At 45.4% G+C, this 22,179-nt stretch carries 16 protein-coding genes; 3 read left to right on the top strand and 13 right to left on the bottom strand.

The annotated features are described in order from the left end of the window. Positions 1–48: 48 nt before the first annotated feature. The 5 genes from H5T88_09560 to H5T88_09540 all read right to left on the bottom strand — a co-directional run bounded on the left by H5T88_09560 (position 49) and on the right by H5T88_09540 (position 4,828). A complete protein-coding gene (locus tag H5T88_09560; GenBank protein ID MBC7330590.1) occupies positions 49–837 on the bottom strand; it encodes a DUF1559 domain-containing protein in 789 nt (262 codons plus the stop codon). Positions 838–975: 138 nt separating this feature from the next. Beyond that, positions 976–1,737, bottom strand: coding sequence for a DUF1559 domain-containing protein (locus H5T88_09555; protein ID MBC7330589.1), 762 nt, complete (start codon positions 1,735–1,737; stop codon positions 976–978). Between the two features lie 88 nt (positions 1,738–1,825). Then, positions 1,826–2,848 (bottom strand): LacI family DNA-binding transcriptional regulator, encoded by a 1,023-nt coding sequence (locus H5T88_09550; protein MBC7330588.1) that lies wholly within the window; start codon positions 2,846–2,848, stop codon positions 1,826–1,828. 97 nt (positions 2,849–2,945) lie between these two features. Further along, positions 2,946–3,416 (bottom strand): hypothetical protein, encoded by a 471-nt coding sequence (locus H5T88_09545; protein ID MBC7330587.1) that lies wholly within the window; start codon positions 3,414–3,416, stop codon positions 2,946–2,948. After that, positions 3,413–4,828 carry a PD40 domain-containing protein gene (locus H5T88_09540; protein ID MBC7330586.1) on the bottom strand — a complete coding sequence of 472 codons (1,416 nt, stop codon included), beginning with the start codon at positions 4,826–4,828 and terminating at the stop codon, positions 3,413–3,415. Before H5T88_09540 ends, H5T88_09545 begins: the two co-directional genes overlap by 4 nt. A gap of 441 nt (positions 4,829–5,269) precedes the next feature. Between H5T88_09540 and H5T88_09535 the strand changes: the two genes are divergently transcribed. Continuing rightward, a complete protein-coding gene (locus H5T88_09535) occupies positions 5,270–5,977 on the top strand; it encodes a J domain-containing protein (GenBank protein MBC7330585.1) in 708 nt (235 codons plus the stop codon). 73 nt (positions 5,978–6,050) lie between these two features. Continuing rightward, a complete protein-coding gene (locus H5T88_09530) occupies positions 6,051–8,711 on the top strand; it encodes a carbohydrate binding domain-containing protein (GenBank protein MBC7330584.1) in 2,661 nt (886 codons plus the stop codon). Between the two features lie 280 nt (positions 8,712–8,991). Here H5T88_09530 and H5T88_09525 read toward each other — a convergent pair whose 3' ends face one another. The 7 genes from H5T88_09525 to H5T88_09495 all read right to left on the bottom strand — a co-directional run bounded on the left by H5T88_09525 (position 8,992) and on the right by H5T88_09495 (position 16,254). Beyond that, complete coding sequence (locus H5T88_09525; protein ID MBC7330583.1) at positions 8,992–9,168, bottom strand: hypothetical protein; 177 nt, start codon at positions 9,166–9,168, stop codon at positions 8,992–8,994. A gap of 92 nt (positions 9,169–9,260) precedes the next feature. Further along, positions 9,261–10,928, bottom strand: a complete 1,668-nt coding sequence (locus tag H5T88_09520; GenBank protein ID MBC7330582.1) for a glycoside hydrolase family 55 protein — start codon at positions 10,926–10,928, stop codon at positions 9,261–9,263. Next, on the bottom strand, positions 10,922–12,664 hold the full coding sequence (locus tag H5T88_09515) for a LamG domain-containing protein (protein ID MBC7330581.1): 1,743 nt from the start codon (positions 12,662–12,664) through the stop codon (positions 10,922–10,924). The genes H5T88_09520 and H5T88_09515 overlap by 7 nt, the downstream gene beginning before the upstream one ends. A 143-nt stretch (positions 12,665–12,807) precedes the next feature. Next, positions 12,808–13,818 (bottom strand): Gfo/Idh/MocA family oxidoreductase, encoded by a 1,011-nt coding sequence (locus H5T88_09510; GenBank protein MBC7330580.1) that lies wholly within the window; start codon positions 13,816–13,818, stop codon positions 12,808–12,810. A 14-nt stretch (positions 13,819–13,832) separates the two neighbouring features. Beyond that, positions 13,833–14,891 carry a Gfo/Idh/MocA family oxidoreductase gene (locus H5T88_09505; protein ID MBC7330579.1) on the bottom strand — a complete coding sequence of 353 codons (1,059 nt, stop codon included), beginning with the start codon at positions 14,889–14,891 and terminating at the stop codon, positions 13,833–13,835. A gap of 354 nt (positions 14,892–15,245) precedes the next feature. Next, positions 15,246–15,725, bottom strand: coding sequence for a flavodoxin family protein (locus H5T88_09500; GenBank protein MBC7330578.1), 480 nt, complete (start codon positions 15,723–15,725; stop codon positions 15,246–15,248). Continuing rightward, positions 15,712–16,254, bottom strand: coding sequence for a hypothetical protein (locus H5T88_09495; GenBank protein MBC7330577.1), 543 nt, complete (start codon positions 16,252–16,254; stop codon positions 15,712–15,714). The genes H5T88_09500 and H5T88_09495 overlap by 14 nt, the downstream gene beginning before the upstream one ends. 208 nt (positions 16,255–16,462) lie before the next feature. Between H5T88_09495 and rgy the strand changes: the two genes are divergently transcribed. Next, complete coding sequence (rgy, locus tag H5T88_09490; GenBank protein ID MBC7330576.1) at positions 16,463–20,044, top strand: reverse gyrase; 3,582 nt, start codon at positions 16,463–16,465, stop codon at positions 20,042–20,044. A gap of 62 nt (positions 20,045–20,106) precedes the next feature. Here the strand turns inward: rgy and H5T88_09485 are convergent, their stop codons facing one another. Then, a complete protein-coding gene (locus tag H5T88_09485; GenBank protein MBC7330575.1) occupies positions 20,107–21,633 on the bottom strand; it encodes a YifB family Mg chelatase-like AAA ATPase in 1,527 nt (508 codons plus the stop codon). Between the last annotated feature and the right edge of the window lie 546 nt (positions 21,634–22,179).

Here is a 22,179-nt window from a genome sequence, read left to right as displayed (position 1 = left end):
GGGGAGGCTTCGCCTCCCCGCCCTATTAAAAACTCTATTTGCTTTAATCTAACCACCCATATCAAGACAGGAAAGGGCGAGAGTGCCGCCACGACATCTTGAACGAATCTGCTCCGCCTTATACCACTTCGCATGTCCATCGGCGAAAACTATATTAGCTCCCTCGGTGTGGCGAGACCATTTCCTTTTAGCTGTTTCCAAGTCAACTACCGTAGGCGGACATCCACATTGAACCCCATCAAACGAACCGCCGGATGGCCAGTTTGCGAAAGCTATCTGAACATTTATCGCGTAGTTGGCGTCTCCCCAGTTGTTCACTATCCTTGTCACGAAGGAATCTGCTATCACGACAGCCTCCGAGGGGCGAGAGATGGCGGACAGGCGGTAATAGGAAGTTCTCCAAGTTTGTCCCCACCAAATTCCAGCAAAAGGAGCCTCCTGAATAGCTACATTGTACCCATAGTGGCAGATGAAATTCGGCTGATTATGAAGTCCTGGATAACAGTTTGCTTTCCAAGTGCTTGTCTGCTGGGCGCTTGGACAGGAGAAAACACCCGTGTTCTTAACATATGGCATCAGCTGCTCATACCAGTCCAAACCAGTGAATTGCCCATTCTTGCCAGCTGCACAGGGGGTCTCCATCGTGGGGAGGCATTCATCCCAGTCCTGAACATACATCGCCAAAGCCTGGCCCAATTGTTTTGTATTTGATAAACAAGCGGATTTTCTCGCTGCCTCTCTTGCACGAGAGAAGACCGGGAAGAGAATCGCCGCCAGAATGGCGATGATAGCTATTACGACCAATAACTCAATCAAAGTGAATCCCTTTCTCCGCATTTTTGAAACCTCCTTTTTTTATTTTGTGCCCCAATAAATGGGAGGGTAAAGCCCGGGGCATAAGCCTTCTCCTCCCTTTATATTACAATCAATTCAAATCACCTCCCACAAATGTATGTACAAATTTGCCTACTTCGCTCATGGAGAGGGACGCTCCAAATATTCAAGGTCTGGGTCAATTATTACACCACGAGGCAATCCCCTATTCCAGTCGGAATGAACCCATTTAGCATGCCCGTCAGCAAAACAGATAACCGTTCCGCCCATATGACGGGTATAGCGTTCGTCTCGACCTCCTTGCCAACACCAAGCACTACAAGTTTGAGCATAGCCAGCTTGAAATCTGCCGCATTCTGGGGCAGGAGTGCAACCCCAGTAATTGTGGATGAACACATGGGCACATTCTCCGACCGCAACTATTTCTGCCGGATTCGGTATTCTGGAGAGTGGGCGTCCGCCTTTCCAAATTGAGCACCAGGAGGCGGGTCCATCTGAACCTACATAACAATTCATTCCATAGCTATGTCTGATCGTGCCCCGCCAATCAGGTGGAATCCACCAGAACCCCCCAAAGACCTCCGAATATTTTTCTCCATTCGTGCTGGGACACTCAAATACCTGCTGGTTCTTGACATAAGGACCAAGCGCAGGGAACCAAGAGATGAAGGTGCCGGTGCTAGCGTAATTAGGGTCCCAAAGGAAAGCTGGAGGGAACCTTTCATCCCAGTCTTGGCAATACATCATCAATGCCGTCCCGATTTGCTTTAGATTTGATAGACAGGCAGTTTTTCTCGCGTTTTCCCTTGCCCGACTGAAAACTGGGAAGAGAATCGCCGCCAGAATGGCGATGATAGCTATTACGACCAATAACTCAATCAAAGTGAATCCCTTTCTCCGCATTTTTGAAACCTCCTTTTTTTATTTTGTGCCCCAATAAATGGGAGGGTAAAGCCCGGGGCATAAGCCTTCTCCTCCCTTCATATTACAATCAAATAACATCGCCTCCTTTTACTTTTACTATTTTCCTAATCGGAATCTTTATCTCTAATGTTTGGCGCGCTTTTCTCCCGATAATCGCTAAAAGTGCTCCCGTACCTGCTAATCCCAACTTATAAAGATTGGTATCAAGTGATAGAAGAGGCATCCCCGGGAGGAGGTCTTCAGATAACATATCAAAGCACAAGAGCTCCAAATCTTTGGGAACACTCAAGCCTTTCTCCCTCACAGCCTCACAAACGCCTCTAATATGTTCCCCTATGCTTATGAAAATCGCCGTGGGCGGCTCTCTTAACTCCAAAAGCTCCCTCCCCGCTATGTATCCATCCCGCTCGCTCCAGCTCTTTAGCTTCACTAATTCCTCATCCACTTCCAACCCTTTCTCCAAAAGCGCCCTTTTATAGCCATTGAACCTATCAGCCATAAAGCTCGTCTCCAAACTAATGCCCACAATAGCAATCCTCTTGTGCCCCTTTTGGAGGAGAAATCTGGTGCCAAGATATCCACCTTTTTCGTTATCGTAATCCACCCTATTCCCTTTGAAACGGGGATGCGTTCCTACTAAAACAAGGGGGATGTCTATCTCGTTCCATTTCAATACCTCCTTATCATCCTCCCGCACGGGTCCCAAAGCGATTACTCCATCCACCCTCCCTTTCAAATCCTCTATCGGAGGGAAGAAACCCGCTTTTCCCGCCTTCGGAGCTTTGAGAAATAGGCTGTATCCCGCCCTTCTTGCCTTATCCCATATTCCCGATATAACCTGTGAAGCCATATAACTGCTCAGGAAAGCAGGAGAGGGATAGGTGAAAAGAACACCTATCGTGTAGGTTTTCCCCTTCACCAATCCCCTTGCGAGGATATTGGGTTGATAGCCAAGATTTTTGGCTACCTCCAATATCCTCTCCTTTATCTCTGGACGGACAGTCGCGGTCGTCCTGCTTTTGTTCAGAACCTTAGAGACAACCGCGATTGATGTCCCTGCTTCCCTAGCTATATCCTTCAATGTCGCCATTATCAACCTCCTTATTAATCGTTTAATAGAATTATATTCAGGCTTTTTGATTAGTCAATCATTTTTATTTGTGGGAATCTGGAATTCTGCGGTTATCTTATCTTTTATACCTTATCTTGGCGTGCCCATCAGCGTAGAGGATTATATCCACTTCTGGTAATACTTCCCAAGCGACAGCAATTACCTCGGAGGGATTTTTCATCTGGTTGCAGGGAGGTGGCGAGGAGTAATGGAAATTCGGGTCAGAGAAAATGGCTTTGAATTTCTCGTCCTTTAGGTAAGGCATCAATGCTTCCTCCAAACTTGATTCCGGTGGGTAGCGCATATCCCAATCCTGGACATAAATCATCATCGCCAGTCCAATCATCTTCATATCCGATAGCTTCCCGGCTAATTCCACCTGTTCCTTCGCCCGCTCAAAGATTCCCTTCCTCTTTCCCGCTGGAAGCTCAACAGGTGGGAAATTAGAAAGCAAAGGCGCAACTTTCGGCTTTGTGGTAATATAAACCGCGGAGAGGACTACGACCATGGCTATCGCCAATATTATCCAACCCCTTCTATCCATCATTGCTCACCCCCTTCCTCAACGCTTACATGACCATCCACATAAAGATTTATGAAGAGCCCCGGCGATACCTCCCACCTTGCTAGAAGCGTCTCGGAAGGGTGATGGATATCTATCAAGGGTGGAGGAGAATAATAATGAAAATGGGGGTCAGTAAAAATGGACAGAATGAGCTCGTTCTTCAGATAGGGATATAACGCCTCGTAAAAATTTTCCGCAGGTGGGAAAGTTTCATCGTAGTCTTGACAATACATCAAGAGAGCTAATCCTATTTGCTTCATTTGGTTGACCTTTTGAGAAAGCTCTTTATCCCCCTCCTCCATTGAAGGCAAGGAGGATGTCAATTTCTCAATGTTAATGAGGCAGAGCTTCCCCTCCTTAGTGAAGGCTAAGAGTCTGCCATCCGATGATAGGGAGGGGAGGCTGTCACCATCGCAATAGGGGGCAAGCAACTCCTCCCCAACAGCGCTCCAAAGACTGCTCACTACACCTTTCAATGTCCCCTTATCGTCAAGAAGAGGCGTATTCCTGATATAAACCAACATCCCCCTCTGGAAGAGGACGGGATTAAAGGAAGCGCCGTTTCTCGTTATCGCTCCTTCCTTAACTCCCTTACCCTCCAACTCCAATGCGAATATATCCGCCCCTGAAACGGGAAGCAAACCCGGAGCGAATTGTGCCTGATGGGAGAAAACGCTCGCTAAAAGCACGCCCTCAGCCATATGATATAGGGAAATTATTCTTTTATCGATAGGGAAGAATTTCGCCTCCGGTTTGGGTTTATCCCATATCACCTCATAAATGCCTTCGTCCCCGCCTATATAGATAAATTTCCCGTCCTTTGACCAAGTGAGGCAATTCGCTTTTAATCCCTCCAATTCAAGCTTCCATTTGCCTTTTCCCCTCTCGTAGAGCCAAAGGGAAGCGTTGTTTGGGGTTCCCCTCAAGGAGGCGATAATCTTGCCATCGGGAGAGAAGGAAGGGGAGAAGAAATCCTCACTTTCCGTTATAGCGGATTGCTTTCCCGAAGGAAGGTTTATGAGCCAGATGGTTCCCCTAGGTATGAGGGAAGGAGACGGTTGAATTGAATTTGCGAGGAAGAGGAGAGCGTCGCCTGAAGGAGACCAGCGGATGGGGGAATAAGGATTGGGGAAGAGCTTCTGTCTTTGGGAGGTGAAGAGGGTTTTGCCCTGCTTCTTTGATTTCCTTAAATCCAAGAGTATGAGGGAGGATTCGTCTTTTTTAAGAGAGAAACAAGCGATTGTGTTGGCGTCGCTGGGAGAAAAGGATGGCTGTGAGATGTAGCCCTCAAGGAGAAGCTCCTCAACGCTGAAGGGCGTTTTAACTCCCCCTAAAAGGAAATAGAAGATGGTAAGAAGAACGAAGAGAAAGTAAACAGATTCTTTCCTTTTCACCGCCTATCACTCCTTTTTAAAAATATTATGATAATTTGAGAGGAATTTGAAAATAATGTTGAAATAATTGAAATAGATGTATGCCTCGCCATCATATTTACATACGAGATCGCTTCGTCGCTTCGCTCCTCGCAATGACAGAGAGGTTGTCATTGCTGGCATGGGTAAAGGTTTTTGAAAATAGGGTGGATTTAGAATAACGAAAAGAGAAAAATGGCTTATATAAAAATCTATGCCCGTAGATGCCAGCCCGACGAAGGAGGGCGTGGCAATCTCTATTGTTTTTGAGAAATAAAGAGATTACCTCTCCTTTGAAGAGCCAAACAACCTTCTACTCTCTTGCAAAATACCAAATATCCCCTTTGTGAAGCCGACACTTATATCCCTTATGACGGAGTCAAGATTTGAAATGGTGGAAATTTTGATATAATATCAATAGTTATGGCGGAAATTGAGAAAGATTATTATGAAATTCTCGGCGTTCCCAAGAATGCCTCTCTAAACGAGATAAAGAAGGCATATCGGAGGCTGGCGAAGCTCAATCATCCCGACCTTTTTCCGGGCGATAGGGAAAAGGAGGAGAAATTCAGGTTGATAAAGGAAGCCTATGAGGTTCTTTCAGATGATAAGAAAAGGGAGGCTTACGACCGGTTGGGAACGACGGATATCGGAGAGGGAAGGGAGTTCTTTGAGACCACTTTCGTTTCCTCCCAAGGGAAGAGAGAATGTGAGGATGCATTAAAAGAGGTGGAGATTCCCTCTCCGATGGTTGAGGAGCTCCAGATAACATATGAGAGGATGAAGATATGTCCTGTTTGTAAGGGAAAGGGAACGCTTTCATCTGATTCAGAATGGGATACCTGTCCTGTATGTAAGGGGAAAGGGAGGAGGAAGAAGGTGAAATCGGGGATTTTGAGCGAGGAGATTTCTTACGAGCCTTGCCCGAAGTGTGGAGGAAAGGGGAAGATTTCACGAGAACCCTGCCCACGCTGTGAGGGCAAAGGATTAATAAAGAAAAGGGAAACGATAAAGATAAAACTTCCCTCTCGTCTAAGCGATGGGCAGAGGATGGTTTTGAAGGGCTTGGGGAACGAATGTATTGAGGGTAGGAGAGGGAATTTAATATTGGTTTTTAGAGAAAAATCATAAAAGGAGTTATTTTGTTATCAATTTAACGATATTGATAGCTAAAAATTTTTATCTTAAAATAAACACACTAATTATGCGGGTCTTGGTCTATATTCTTTGTTTCGTGAGTGTCGTCGTGATGGCTCAGGGGAATCTCGTCCCCAATGGGGATTTTGAAAGCGATGTGGATGGAGATGGCTTGCCGGATTTCTGGACCACCGCGGGTGCGCCCCAAATTAAACAACAGCTCGTCCGCGATAGAGGGTGGGATGGAAAGGGTTTCTCCGGAAAATTGATTTGCACCGAGTTTGGGGATGGCACGCCCGCAAGCCACGCTATGATTTGCCAGCTCGGAACCATCGGCGTGCAGAAGGGGAAATGGTATCGCTTAACCCTTTGGGCAAAGGCGGAGGATATAAAAGCGGGATTGGTGAGGGTTGCCCTCGTCAATACCCGCATCTGGGATGATGTGGGCTTGCAGGATGCCTTCAACCCAAATCGGCGTTGGCAGAAATACGAGTTCTACTTCCAAGCAACAAGCGAATTGAGAGCCGAGGATAGCAGATTGCAAATCTGGTTCACCAGCACCGGTTCCCTTTGGCTTGATGATGTGGAACTCCAGGAAATCCCCTCCTTCTGCCCACAGCGTTTCCCTCAAATCCCCACGAAAGGGGTTAAAAATTTTCTCCCCAATAGCAGTTTTGAATGCGGAACAGCGGGTTGGGGAAGCTATTCATCAAATATCTTCTGGTGGGAGGGCAATATATATCGCTTGATGGGAGAGTTGGATGATAAATCCGCCGTCCACGGGAAGTTCAGCTTGAAGATGTCCCTCTCAAAGAGAGAGCCGGAAATCTTCTATTTTGATTATCTTGACCCCGTTCATCAGTTAGTGGATACTCTCCTTGTCGCCAATCAGGGCTGGATTCCTGTGGAAAGAGGGCGACCCTATACGCTCAGCGCCTATATCAAAGCCGATAGGTCCACAGTGAAGGGGGTTCTTTTCGTCAGGCAAGCAAACGGGAGGCGTTTGCAAAGAACGGTTGATTTAGCAATAAATTGGGAACGCTATTCCTTTACATTCGCTCCCCAGGATGATTTCATCTGGATTGGCGTGGGATTTGACCTCTCCTCATCAGATATGAAAGAAGCAACCGTTTGGGTTGACGCCGTCCAGCTTGAGGCTGGCTCGCAAGCCAGCGATTACCAACCCCGCAGGGAAGTGGAGGTGATGGCTGATACTCGGCAAGATGGCAATATATTCCTCAGTGAGGGCGAGAAGCCGAGCATTCTCCTGAATCTCCACGCCTACGCAGAAGGAGAGAAGGAGAGAAAAAGGGAGATATCAGTTAATGTATCCGTTAAGGATTTTTACGATGTTGAGGTCTTGAGGAAAAGAGTGAATTTGTCTGTGCCTTTGGGAAGGGGGATTAATAAGCCTGTCAGCTTGCCTGTCGGAAAGCTGGGATTTTATAGAATTACGATTGAAACAGAAGGGTTCAGTCAATCCTTGCGCTGCGCAATCATCAAGCCCTATAAGGGTAAGGATTCACGCTGGGGAATGAATCACGCCTATCCTTGGCAGTTTCTCTTGAGATTGGCGCATCAAGTGGGAATTTTATGGTGGCGGGATTGGTCAGTTCAATGGAGGCTTGTCCAGGCTGAAGAGAGCAAAGAATTTGATTTTAAAGAGCCCGATATTCAAATTGATAGGGTCATAAAGGAAAACGGGAAGGTACTTGTTCTCTTCCCCTTTCCCTCAGCGGAATGGAGCAGTAGTGGTAATGAAGAGCAAATAGAGAGGATTGAGCCTCTGGAGTATAGACGAAGGGAGATGTTTCTCGCCTGTAAACCCAAGGATGAGGAGGCATTCGCCAAATATATCGCTGAGAGTGTGAAGCATTATCGCAATCGGGTAAATGCTTATCACATCTTAAATGAGCCACTTTATACCTTTTATTCTCTTCCCGCAAGGCTTGGGCATACGCTTGATGATTATATTCGCCTCCTGCGCATCGCTTATGAGACGATAAAGGCTAACCAGCCAGAGGCGAAAGTGGTTGGTGGAATTGGGATTTGGGCGGATAATCAATGGACAAGGAACTTTGTGGATGGCGGAGGATTGAGATGGGTGGATGTCCTTGACCTCCATCTTTACAGCGGAGGCAATCCCGATGGGCTTTGCGATTCCCTTGAGAAGCTCTGGAACGAGATGAAGAGAAGAGGGGAAGCAAAGCCGATTTGGCTGACGGAGATTGGTTGTTATGCCGATGACGACCCTCCCGTCGTTCCATTCAAGAGCTTCTTCGGCGATTCCGCTATGAGAAGTGCCCTTCATTCGGATGAAAGGGCAGCTTCGGAGTGGTTGGTTAAGTTTGCCACTATGTTCTTCGCGAATGGTGGAGGGAAGATTTTCCTCCACGCTGGGACCTGTGGGGAGATAAACGGAGTTGATGCGGGAGGGGTCTTCTTTGAATATGGCGGGACGCCGAGGAAGATTTATCCTGTGATATCGGCTATGGCTAATTTGCTTCCTCCTGAGGCTGTCTTTGAGAAGAAGGAGCGAAGGGAAGGGATAATAATCTACTGGTTTCGCAACGGGAAAGAACGCATAGGCGTTGCTTGGTCGGAGAATGGAAAAGAGCATAAGTTTCAATTGCCAAAAGGCATGAGAGCATTTGATATTATGGGGAATCCAATTTCGGACAGGCTTATAACAATAAACGATACACCCGTCTATTTTGAAGGACTATAAGAGATATTTATTTATCCATTTTTTCCCAAAAATTCCGCTCGCAGGATATAAGGATAACGAGCTTTAAATGATGAAAGCCTTTAAGAAAGGAAAAAGTTTCCTTTTTCCAGACACATTTAAAAAAACGCCGGGTTTGCCAATGCCGGGTTTGCCAATATAGATTGGCTACACCAACACAGTTTGCAAACCCGGATTGCTTCGTCGCTATGCTCCTGGAAATGACAGAGAGCTTAATTTCATATTTTGGAATTTCCCCTACCCCAGGAACCCCGCCTAACCTTTATTTTAACAAATATGCGCCAATGACCGACCACTCGTTGATATTTGGTTGTATTTTCTCCCAAGTCTTTTCCTCTATTTCCTTTCTGCTCAGCACCCCATTATGTGCACCCAGCCAACATAGATTGAAAAGCTCTATTCTTCTCCCTCCGTCTATCTGAAAGAAGGAGGGACGCATAACCAACCAGTTCCCTGAGAGAGCTCCGTATATTGTTATGTCCCTGCAATTATCAAGCCAAACCGAGACCGGATAGTCGTTCTCAAATTGGGCTAAACAAATAATACGTTTCTAAATATAACGGGATATTGGGAGAAGTGTTCGTGTTGCCAGCTGTAAAACCACTTCCTTCCGGTTGAAGTTATAATCGCTCCTGTTTTCCCCTCAATAGCGTATCCCGCAGGCCACCATAGATTCTCGAAAAAGCCACCTCCTTTCCCACTTATCCTCCAAATAAATGGCTGATTTTCGTTAGCGAAGAGGTAAACATCAACAATCTTTGATTTCTCACCTACACGCCAATTAATAAAGTAAGCACCATTCATTGCTTCATCTATTGATAAGAACATGTTCACTATTGTAATAGTTCCATCTGGAGCATCTGGCGTCTCTATCATTGGGGCTGGATTATCAGGCTCTTTGAATTTCTCCTTTTCCGAGCGAAGGATAATACGCGCAGGATGCTCGCCGAAGAGCTTTGTATGGGGTTTCAAGTGAAGAGTGTCGGAGATTAGATACTCTCCTGAAGGAAAGTATATCTCTTCGCATTTATTTATCGCTTCTTGGATTGCCTCGGTATCGTCAATGCCGTCATCGGGCAATGCCCCAAACTCCGTAACGCTCCTCACTTTTTCGCTCATCCGAGGGAAAGCAGGCGACGGCAATTTTTCCAATTTTCCCTTAAATTGTATTTTGGCAACCTTCTCGCCATCCTTGTATATCTCTTCGCTCGCAATCCATCTGTCAATTCTATTCCCATCAGCAAAGAGGAGACCCTTTACTATTTCCTTTAATCCTTCGGAGGTTATATTTTGGAGGAAAAGACAAGCTGGCATTGGTTGAGGGCTTATCCCTATCCCATCCTCTATATTTTCAAAGGAGGAATCTATAAAGCTAACGCAATTCCCACCCTCTAACACAACGCCCGATTTTACATTTGATATACGAAGGTCTAAGAAGACGAAGTTCCAGATACCTCTAAGGCGGATAGCGTATAGGCTTTGTTGGGAGAAAGTGGCGGAGCGAATAAGGAATTGGCTCGTCTGGTCTACTTCCCATCCTCTTTCTCCACCTATAACCTTTATATTGGAAATCACTCCACCACCGCCCCATAGGGAAGTCCTGATACAAGCGTAGGCATCGCCTCCCTCAATCTCAACATCTCTTAAAGCGGTAGCCTGTGCAACGCACCAGTAGATTCCTATCGCACCTGGATTCCCACTCTCAATTCTTATCTTTATATTTCTAATGCTTGTGAAGAAAGTGTTATTTGTGGAACCACCTTTATCATCTCTGCGAGTTTGCCAATCACGGGATTTAGGGTCCATTCCCCAACCATTCGCGGTTACAATCAGCGGCTTGGGGTTTGAGGCGTCAGAGAAACCCTCCGTTTTTGAGGGGAGAATTAGAGTAGGTGGGTTGCTCATGTCCCCGATAAGATGGGTGCCTTTCCAGATTATCAGCGTGTCTTTTATCACATAATTTCCTGGTGGTATGTAAACTGTTCCGTGTTTTTTCTCTCCCTCAATCCCTACATTGTGGTCTAAAGCGTTTATGAAAGCTTGTGTATCATCGCTTACACCGTCTCCCTTAGCCCCAAAATCCCTGACATTGCGAAACATCGTTCCATGAGGGAGGGAGGCATAGGGGTCAGCTTGTGTCTTCCCTTCTTTGGGAAGGGAAAGGATAAGCAATAAAAGTAAAAGGGCAGTTTTCACCATTTACGAGTGGACAATTGATGAGAAGATGTGAAGCCCTTAACTACATCGTATTGGAATGTACCTGGCTTGGGGGTAGTAAACACCCAGCAGATTCCCGCCTGTTCAAAGGCGATTTCCATCGCTTCCTGCAGATATTCCTTTTTGGGTCTTCCCTCAGGCCAAGAGGAATGGGGAGTGAAATATATGCAGGGGACGGCTATCTTGCCAGTTTTTAAATAGTCGTTTATTTCAAGTGGCAGGCTATTGGGGTATATTCCGCAGTCGGGATAGAGGGAGGAGCTGTGTTGATATCCCCATAGGAGGGCGTCAGCATATTGAAGATATCCCATATCAGCGAAATTTTTCAGGCTCTCGTGATAGACGCATACACCGAAGAGAAGATTGGGATTAATCCCCTTTGATTTCTCATAGATTTGTCGTGTGTAATCAAGAGTAAAGAAGGAGAGATTGCCATCAAAATCGTCTATCATCCAGAGGGTTAGATTGGGATGCTGAAGAGAGATATTCGCGATTGCCTCAGCCCATTTCAGGTAATCCAAGCCAAAAGGAGCGTAATCCTTGGGCGCCTCAGATGGAGGGACGAGATAAGCCCAAACCTCTATCCCCTCCTTTCCCGCTTTAGAGCAGAAATCAGATAGGGCGGAAAGCTCCTTATCAGAGCGGTAGGCGATTAGATAGGTGTAGCAATTCACTCCTAATTCTTTGATGAGGGAGAGCATGGCATCTATATCTGGGCTTCCATCGCTCTTATAGACCATTCCAGCATAGGCGGAGACAATTCCCCTATAGAAGGGATTGCTTCTCGCCCTCCCCCTAACAATTTTCTTATTCTCATCTATTATTCGCTTTATATTTTTCACGCTTATATTCTCCCTCCAATTGGCTTTCCCCCCAACTGAAACTTCAAGGGTGTAAATTCCTTCTTTAAAAAGGGAAGAAGGAAGACTTATCTTTGGAGTGAATAGTTTTGTCGGTTTCTCGCTTATCTCTGCTTTTTCCCACTTGCGGATTACCTTTCCATTTTTATCTTTTAAATAGATGTCCATTAAGAATTTAGTTGTGGGTTTAGTGCTTGTAATCCACAAGAAGAAATTTATCGGTTCGCCTTCGGCATAAACGCTTGCCACAGTGCCGCCTACATAATAAGATAGGGGGAGACCGGAAGAAATTGGGGAGAGGGTTGGGGATTTATTTCCGCTTTTTATCGTATTGTAGCGCTCTCTTATCTCGTCCTCGCTCAAAGCTCTGTTGTAAATACGAACTTCGTCTATTGCTCCTTCAAATGCCCAGCGTTTGTAGCGGGAAACGCCAAAGCCGCCTATTCGCAGAGGTGCTAGATTATCTCCCGCCACTTTGCCCGGAGTTGTCCCCTTCCCTACCCTCTCTCCATCCACATATAGATAAATTTCTTTTCCTCTTCTTACCCCAACAACATGATGCCATTTTCCATCCGCTATATCATATCCCTGAATTCTAACATGTCCACCCTCGTGATAATCTCCGAATTGAACTTTCCCCTCAAAATAGCCGAGCCACCAGCCGGATTTGTTGCCAGCACCAGTCCATTTTGCAATATAAATTTGCGGCTCCCTGCTATTGTGTTTAACCCAAGCCTCCAGTGAGTAATCGCCTGGGAAGACGAAGCAAAACTCTAACCCTCCTCCGCATATTAAATCGCTCCCTTTACTGAAATAAAGAGCTCTCCCGCAAACACCATCCACCCATTTCGCTCCCATGATGGTTGCATCGTTTTGATTTCCCGAATAGTCGTGAGCAATTACTCCTTCTCCCTCGTCAAAGCTGTAATAAGCTACTAACTTGTGCTCCTCTCCCAGGGCGAAAAGGGTTAACGAAATAACTACAAAAGGGAGGCTTAATCTTAATATTTTAAGGGAAACTCAACAACCCTCCCTTCCTTAGAGGAGATTGTGCTTGCCTCAATTAGTTCGGTCAAATTGCGCCCGTCTTCAATCGTGATATATGTTGGCGTATCTTTAGTTATCGCATCAAGCCATTGCCTCATTGGAGAGGGCAGAGGGTCAGGAAGCTTGGTTGGGGTTATCCAGCCGTCTATTCCGTAGTTTGCGAGCTTTGTTGATGTGAGAGCTATCCTTTGATTCACCGAATTTATCACGAGCGAGCCTTCCGTGCCGAAAAGCTCAATGGGGTTGCTTCCCGAGCGATGAACCCAGGAGACATCCAGGACACAGAGTGCTTTGTTCTGGAATTCAACTAACGCAACGGAGTTATCATCAACCTCGTAATTACCGAGGAAGTTATTAAGCATAGCCGTAACCCTTTTGGGTTTGCCCAGGAACCAGAGGGCAAGGTCAAGGGTGTGGCAGCCAAGGTCTATGAAGGCGCCTCCTCCCGCCCGCACAGGGTCCCTGAACCAATTTCCCGGCTGCCACCAATAATCCAAAGCAGCGCAATGGGCGACCCTCAGACGAGCGAAGGTTATATCCCCTATTATCTTCTCTTCAATCACCTTTTTAGCGAAGAGAATTTCCGGTCTGCATCTATTGGGGAGGGAAATCATAAATTTGATGCCCGATGATTTCACCGCCTCAACAATGGCATCTGCTTCCTTCGTCGTTATCGCCAAAGCCTTTTCGGTGAATACATGCTTTTTAGCTTTACAGCTCTTGATGATGACCTCGGGATGCATAGAGGTTGGAGCATCCACCACCACGGCGTCAACTTCCGGCATAGCCAAAACCTTATCCAAATCAGGCTCAAAGGGAACATTGTATTTCTTAGCCATTTCCCTTCCCCTTTCCTCATCCTCATCCCAAATAACGACGATTTGGGCGTCGGGCTGTTCCATTACCTGCCGGGCATAACCCTCAGCGTGCACATGGGCGAAACTCAACATCGCTATTCCAACCATTTTCAACCCTCCTTTCAAACGAGATTGATTGCCTTGCCGAGGTCGGCAGATTTATAAATGAGGTCCAAGATTCTCGTCACCTGAGCCGCTTCCTCAGCTTTAACCAATGGCTCCCTATCGTTCAACAAAGCGTCCACCCAATCCGATATCTCCCTATCGAAGAGGCTCCCACTGCTTTGCGTGGGGACGGGCGTGATATCAATGAGCCTGTTATGGGTGTGGCTGAAAATCCTCACTGAGCCACCACCGAAGATTGCTCCTCCCTTCGTCCCACAGATAAAGGATGGTTGGGGTTCGAGAAGGTTCAAAGCCCAGGAGGACTTCACCATAAGGGTGGCACCGCTCTCCAGCTTGACCAAGCCGAAGGCAGAATCCTCAACCTCAAACTTCTTCGGGTCCCAAGGACCCCAGATGTTGTATCCACCGAGGGGTGCTAACTTCTGGTAAGTAGTTCCCAGGACGGCAACGGGCTTTGAATAATCACCCATTAGCCAAAGGGTGAGGTCAACGATATGGGTTCCTATATCTATGAGGGGACCACCTCCCTGCAGCTCCTTGGAGAGGAAGACACCCCAAGTGGGCACACCTCTTCTTCTGATTGCGGCTGCCTCAGCGTAATATATCTCTCCCAGTTCTCCACTCGCTATCAGGCTCTTGAGGAATTGAGCATCATCGGAGAATCTTGAGGGATAGCCTACGCTCAGCTTTAAGCCCGTTTCCTTTGCGGTTCGCACCATTTCCTCCGCTTCTTCCGTATTCATAGCCATAGGCTTCTCGCAATAGACATGCTTTCCCGCCTTGAGCGCGTCTATCGCCTGAGGAGCATGGAACTTATTAGGAGTGCAGATATCAACTGCGTCAAGGTCTTTCATCTCCAGCATTTCCCTATAGTCGGTGAAGACCTTGGCGTTTCGCGCTCCATATTGTTTCGCTCCCTGCTCAGCCCTCTCCAAAATGGTGTCGCAGAAGGCTACGAGCTCTACTTTGTCCTTGAGCTTGGCGTAGCTCTGCATATGGGCTTGAGCGATTCCTCCTACGCCGATGATTCCTACTCTCAGTTTTCTCTTGGGCATAAAAATTCCTCCTTTCAGAAATTTTATTAAGTTCTAATTTGGGAAGAAAAAGCAGTCAAGGATTTATTTTTCAAGTTCGCGAATATTTCTTAACTCAATGTCTATTTCTCGGCATCGCTTTCTGACAAATTCCGCGCTTCCCTTTATATTAACCTATTCCATCGCTCAAAATTTCTTTATCTTCCGGAAAAACTTCGTGGACTTCCTCAGAGCTCAACCTTAAAAATTTCCTTTGTTTTAAAGTGAATGTTCTTAAAATGCTTGTAAAGTGTTGGTTATTGCTCGTGGAAAGGATATTCGTTGGTCACTACATCTAATATCCTACCCTCTACTATCTTCTAATGTGAGTCATTCTTATTTTGGGCAAATCTTCGCCATTAGGGTTTTCGCGAATTCCTTCGCTTTTAAGATGTCTAACTCGTTTGGTCTTCCTTTATTTATCCCTCCAAAGAGCTTAAAAGGACCGAAAGTAATCCACCCCAAACAATTGAACTCCCCTACTATTTCAAAACCTTTCTTAACCAATTCCTTCCTCAATTTTTTATGAAACTTTATTCCAACGGGCGCTCCACAGGTGGAGAAAATAAAAGCATTCTTATTTGAGACGGTGTTTAATTTGTTCAAATATTCAAAAAGCAACTTATGATGGGAAAAAGCATAAATACCAGAACCGAAACCAATTAAATCATAGTCAAAAATCATTTCTGGGCTGGCTTTCGTTATCTCAACCAAATCAGCGTTTAAAACCTCGCCCATCGCCTTGGCGACTTTCTCCGTGTTTTTGTGATGAAAAGAGAAATACAAAATCAGCGTTTTAAACTTATACGATGCCATATCTCAAAGTGATGGGGTCCTGAAAGAGAAAGATATGGGGTGGATAAAAAGTAAAAATGGCGAAAGCAAATAATAGCAAAATAATAAAAATGACGGCAATCTTATCGCAAACTCTTGGGAGATTTCCTATAAACATCATTTTGTAACTGACCATCTGACCAATAACCACCGCGATAACGAAGGTTAAAATATCCAAAAACAGGAGATTTTTCCCTAAAACAGCCTTGTAAGAGTAAAAAATCATTATGATGAGAAGCGGCATTGAATAAATTCCCGTAGCTTTAGCAAGGAAGAAATTCTCCGGTCTTTCTTTTAATATTCCCATTTCTATTAACAACCATAATAGAGCGGGAATCACTGCTAATTTCAAATGCTCCCATGTGCTTTCGTTTACCGCAGAGAAGATGCCCACAAGCCAAAGCTTATTTGACCAATCAAAAGTGAAATGAAGCACACTACCGAGCAGAACAATAAAGAGAGCCCCGAGTAGTTCAAGTCTTAAAATCTTGGGTTTCGTTTCGGATTTCACCTCCAAGGAATAAAGAACAGGTTTCTCAAAGCGGATTATCTTCGCCTTCGCTAATTTTCTAAAAAACCCATCTTACATCCTTTAGCTCTCCATTTTGACGATAGGTCAACGTTAATCATTTTATAGCATAAAATTCAAAAACTCAATCTTTTTAAAAGCTCATTATTATTTTTTTGAAATGGGAATCAAGGATTATAATTTTTTTAATATGATGGACTTAAAAATCGTTTACAAGAACCTTTGCCCAAATTGTGGAAACGATATCGGCTCCGAAAGGCTGGCCAAGGGTCTGCCCTGTGAGCTTTGTTTGCCCAACGAAAACGAGCAGCTGAGGTTTGGTCCTCTATTGGGAATAGAGGAAAGAAAGAGAAGGGTTGAGGAAGTGGAAGAGCTGTTCAGAACGGTTGTGAGGACAAAGATGTGGGCTCTACAAAGGTTTTGGGTGAGAAGATTTTTGGAGGGGGAGAGCTTCGCATTGATTGCTCCCACCGGCTCAGGGAAAACCACTACCCAAATAATTTTGAGCTTGTATTCCGCCAAGTTTTTGAGGCGAAGATGCTTGATAATCCTGCCGACGAGCCTCCTGGTCAACGAAGTGGCAGAGAAGCTGAAGAGATACGCAAAGGAATTGAATTTGGATGTCGTAGTGGCAAGCTACCACTCAATGCTTTCCAGGAGGGAAAAGGATTCAGAACTCTTAAAAATGGATTCCGCGGAGATAATCATCACCACTCATCTTAGCATAATGAAAAAGGAAGAGATTAATAGGCAAAACGTGGATGTCGTCTTCGTTGACGATGTAGACAGCTTCTTGAGGAAAAGCAAGGCTATAAGATTTGTTTTGAGGATGATGAATCTTCCCGATGAGATAAAGGGGATAGTTGAGGATGTTTTTGAACAGAGGATAGATGTAAAGGAAGCGGTTCTTCAGATTTCTAAACTTAGATATGGCAGGAAAATTCAATCCCAGCTTTTAGTTAGCGGGGCTACCCAGCGGGCTAAAAGGACCAAAAGCCTCACGATTTTGAATTCAATCTTCGGATTCTCAATAGGCTTGAAGCCGGAATTCGGGAGAAATATCGTTGATTGTTTCATTGAGGCTGCGGATATAAAGGAGGAAACACTCAGGCTGGTCAATATCTTGGGAACTGGCGGCTTGATATTCGTCCCGATGGACAAGGGCAGTGAATTTGCAGAGCAATTAGAGGAATTCCTAACGGGAAAGGGAGTAAAAGTAAAGGCTTTTTTGAAACCGGATAAGAAAGCCTTTGAGGCATTTAAATCGGGCGAATTGGATGCTTTAATAGGGATGGTGACAACAAGAAGTCCCCTTGTGAGGGGAATAGATTTGCCGGGAAGGATAAGGTATGCCATCTTCGTGGGAGTTCCTAAATTCGTCATCAGAATCAAAATAGAGGAGTTCCATCCGACTAAGTGGTTGATGCTCTTGAATAACATCCAGCAAGCTATCAAGGAGAAGTATCAAAGGGAATATGAATATCTTGTTGCTGATTTGATAAAGATAAAGACATTAACCGCCGAACAATTGGAGGCGGTGCGGAAAAGTTTGATTGAAAACAGGAGTTTGGACGGCTTTTTGGAATTCGTCAGGAAGATAGCACAAAAGGGATTGGAATTCTTCAAGAAGATTCTGAAAGACGAGGATATCTTAAAGGCTATAAGGGAATCGCCGACAATAAGTTTCAGCGACAAAGAGGGAGAGTATACATTTTTAATTCCCGATTCCGTGGCTTATGTTCAGGCAAGCGGAAGGACGAGCAGATTGTTCATCAGTGGGATAACGAAGGGGTTAAGCGTTGTGATAGTGGATGAAGAAAAGGCTTTTAATTCTTTGAAGAAGGAGTTAAGTTACTTTGAGGAAATTGAATGGAAACAATTTGAGGAAATAAACTTAGAAGAAGTGCTAAGGGAAATAGACGAGGATAGAAAGAGAATCTCGCTCGCCTTGGAGGATAAATTGAAAGTTGAGGAAGCAAAGATAGCTCTGACCACTAAATTGCTCATAGTGGAATCTCCTACGAAGGTTAAAACTATAGCGAGGTTTTTTGGCAAACCCGCAAGAAAAAGCTATGAGAATTTGGTAGTGAATGAGGTCTTCGGGGCGAATTCTTATTTCATAATAGCTGCGAGCAAAGGACATATAACGGACTTGAGCTTGCAAGAGGGTTTGTTCGGTGTTGAGATTAAGGACACCTTCATCCCCTATTTCAAACCGATAAAGAGATGTATTTTATGTGGGAGGGAAATTGAAGAGGAGGAAGAGGCTTGCCCCTGTGGTGGCAATAAGTTCGTAGACGCGGAAGCGAGAATAGATGCTTTAAGAAGGATAGCGAGTTTGGTGGATGAGGTGATTATCGGCACTGACCCCGACAGCGAGGGAGAGAAAATCGCCTTTGACTTATGCCTGCTCTTGAAACCGATGAACGAGAACATAAAAAGAGTGCGTTTCCACGAGGTTACGAGGAAAGAAATCTTGAGGGTATTGGAGAATCTGGAGGATTTCGATTTGAATTTGGTCAAAGCCCAAATCGTCAGGAGGGTGCAGGATAGGTGGATTGGATTTGGAATTTCTCCCGTGCTTTGGAAGGTCTTCAGGAACAACAGGCTTTCCGCTGGTAGGGTTCAAACTCCCGTCTTGGGCTGGATTGTAGATAGGACGAAAAAGCTCAAGGAGAGAGAGGAATTGATAAGTTTGAAGCTGGAAAATGGTCTGCAAATCAGCTTCAGGGCAAAGAAGGGAACCTACGATAAAATCATCTCAAATGGTTTCGTTGAACTTAAAGATGTTAATGTATACGAGGACGAAGTGAATCCCTATCCGCCCTTTACCACCGATACATTGCTCTCCACCTTAACGACTTTTCTAAAAATAGACGCCAATGAGGCGATGCAGATAGCCCAGAAATTGTTTGAGAACGGTTTAATCACATATCATAGGACGAGCAGCACGACTGTTAGCTCTGTGGGGATAAATATCGCGAAGGAATATATCTCCTCAACCTTTGGAGAGGATTACTTCAGGGCGAGGAAATGGGAGTCGGAGGGTGCCCATGAATGTATAAGACCAACGATGGCAGTTGATTCCCAGAAATTGAAGAACCTGATTGGTCTGAAATTGTTAAGATTTCCTTCGCCCCTAACGGACAGGGATATCAGAGCCTATGACATCATCTTCAAGAGGTTCATCGCGAGCCAAATGAAGCCCGCACAGGTTGAGAGGATAAAGTTTAAAGTTTTGGCGGGAGATGAAGAAAGGGAGTTTGAGTTCATAAACAGGATTTTAGAGGATGGCTTCACAAAAATCATCAAACTGCAGGCACGGAATATCTCTGGCTTGCAGGAAGGGAAATCAAGGATTTTGGAGAGCGCGAAGAGAGTTGTCCCCGCTCATAGTCCTTTCACCTACTCGGAGATAGTCTCTATGATGAAGGATAAGGGGATTGGGAGACCATCAACCTATGCGAAAATTCTTGAAATCTTGAAGAAGAGAAATTATGTGAAAGAGGTGAGGAAATCGCTCTTGGTTGCAACTTCTTTGGGGATAAGAGTTTATGGATTTTCTCAGCTCAACTTCAGCAAATATCTTAACGAAGAAACAACGAGAAGGTTAGAGGAAGAGATGGACAACATAGAAAGCGGAAAGAAGGACTTTGAGGATGTTTTGCGCCAGATATACGCCGAGGTGAGGGAAATCATTAGAAGCAGTATGGAAAACGGAGTCAAATACCCTATGCTTTCAAGCGTAGATTTGATTAGAGAACCTCGCTGAGGCAAAAAGTTTTTTGTGAATCTTTAATACATTTTATGCTGGAAGCAAACGCTTAAAGGGTCTTACCAAAACTTCCTATCCAAGGAGCGGTACTGGATTGCCTCGCCGATGTGATGAACTTCTATATTCTCGCTTCCTTCTAAATCCGCAATCGTCCTCGCAACTTTTATAATCCTATCGTAAGCCCTCGCAGATAGGTCCAATCTGCTTATTGCCGACCTCAAAACATCCTTAACATCCGATGATAAAGGACAGAACTCCCTTATCTGCTTGGAGTTCATATGGGCATTGAAAAAGATGTTCGTTCCGGCAAACCTCTTCGCTTGTATCTCCCTCGCCCTCATCACCCTCTCTCTTATCTTCGCCGAGCTCTCCCCTTGCGCCTCTTGAAGGAGCTTCTCCTGGGGAAGGCGAGGGACCTCTATATGGATATCTATTCTATCAAGCAGAGGACCGGAGATTTTCGCGAGATATTTGTGTATTTGCATGGGAGTGCAAGTGCAAGTCCTCGTGGCATCTCCGAAATAGCCACAGGGGCAGGGATTCATAGCCGCTACGAGAGTGAAGCGAGCGGGATAGGTAATCGTCAGCTTTGCTCTTGAGATGGAAACATATCCCTCTTCAAGGGGCTGGCGAAGGACTTCCAAGCTATCCCTACGGAACTCGGGAAACTCATCCAAAAATAAGACACCATTGTGGGCGAGCGATATCTCTCCGGGGCGTGGAACGGTTCCTCCCCCTGCCAAGCCAGCTGTTGATATGGTATGATGGGGGCTTCTGAAGGGGCGCTGAAGGATGATTGGCGTGCTATGGGAAAGAAGCCCAGCGACGCTATAGATTTTCGTGGTCTCAAGCGCCTCTTCAAGGCTCAAAGGCGGTAGGATTGTTGGCAGGCGTTTGGCGAGCATGGTCTTTCCGGAACCAGGCGGACCTATGAGAAGCACATTATGCTGTCCAGCTGCTGCTACCTCAAGGGCTCTTTTTGCGTGCTCCTGCCCCTTTACATCGCTAAAATCCAAATCGTAATTAAGGAGGTCATCTTGTGGGATAGGTTGGAAGGGGACGGGAGGGATTTCTATATCGCCCCTCAGGAATGCGATTGTCTCCGCGAGATTCGTGACGGGATAGGCGGTTATGCCCTCAACGAATGAGACCTCATTGGCATTAGCCTTGGGAATTATCAATTTCTTTCCCTCCCTTCTCGCCATCAAGGCGATTGGGAGGACTCCCGATACTTCCCGCACGGTCCCTTCCAAAGCCAATTCCCCAACGAGGATGAATTCATCCAAGTTGCGAGAATCAAGCTGGTCTGTGGCGGCGAGCAATCCCACTGCGATGCTTAAATCGTAAAAAGAGCCTTCTTTTCGGATGTCTGCGGGCGCGAGGTTTATTGTGAGGCGTTTATTGTAGGGGAAATCAAATCCGCTATTTTTAATAGCGGAACGAACTCTTTCCCTTGCTTCCTGCACCGAGGTATCTGGTAGTCCTACTACATGGAATTGTGGCAAGCCGAGGGAGGTGTCAGCTTCAACCTCAACGAGGTAAGCATCAACTCCCACGAGGACGCCGCTAAATGTTCTCGCAAACATCTTTCACTCTCCAAATAAATTTTTAAAAAATTATAAATTCAAGGGTAAAATAGAGCAATTATTTGGTAGCAAGTTATCTATTCAAATCTTGCGGAGATTAAATCCAAACGACCTTATAAACAAAGTTAGCTCTCCTTTTTCTTCATAATTAAATTGATTTGGGCAATGGCTTAAAGGTTGGGATTATTACATCCATAATAGATGTTTCAGGATAATAAGGGGAATAGTGAAGAGGCTATTGAGTGGGGATGGAGCGATTAAGGAGGATTTGGCGATAGCGAACTTCCTCCAATGCCCAAAGGGAACGGTTAGAAGAAGATTTCGCTTGGTGAAAAGAAAGCTCTGCAAATTTTTGAAATAATGAGCGAGCAAAACTCGCAAAAATGGACACATATATATTATGGAATACAACGAATGGAATCTTTCCAAGAGGAAGCGAGATGCTATTGACAGATAGGCAAAACTATTATATCATTTGTATGGTTTTCAAAGCAGGTTGGTTCAAGTGAGGGATGCCTTGAACGATATAACTCAGCATCAATACCA

It is taken from the genome of bacterium, from assembly GCA_014360495.1.
Classification (GTDB): Bacteria; Armatimonadota; JACIXR01; order JACIXR01; family JACIXR01; genus JACIXR01.
Note: the sequence above shows the minus strand (reverse complement) of the source record. Positions and strands in the feature narration are given on the sequence as shown.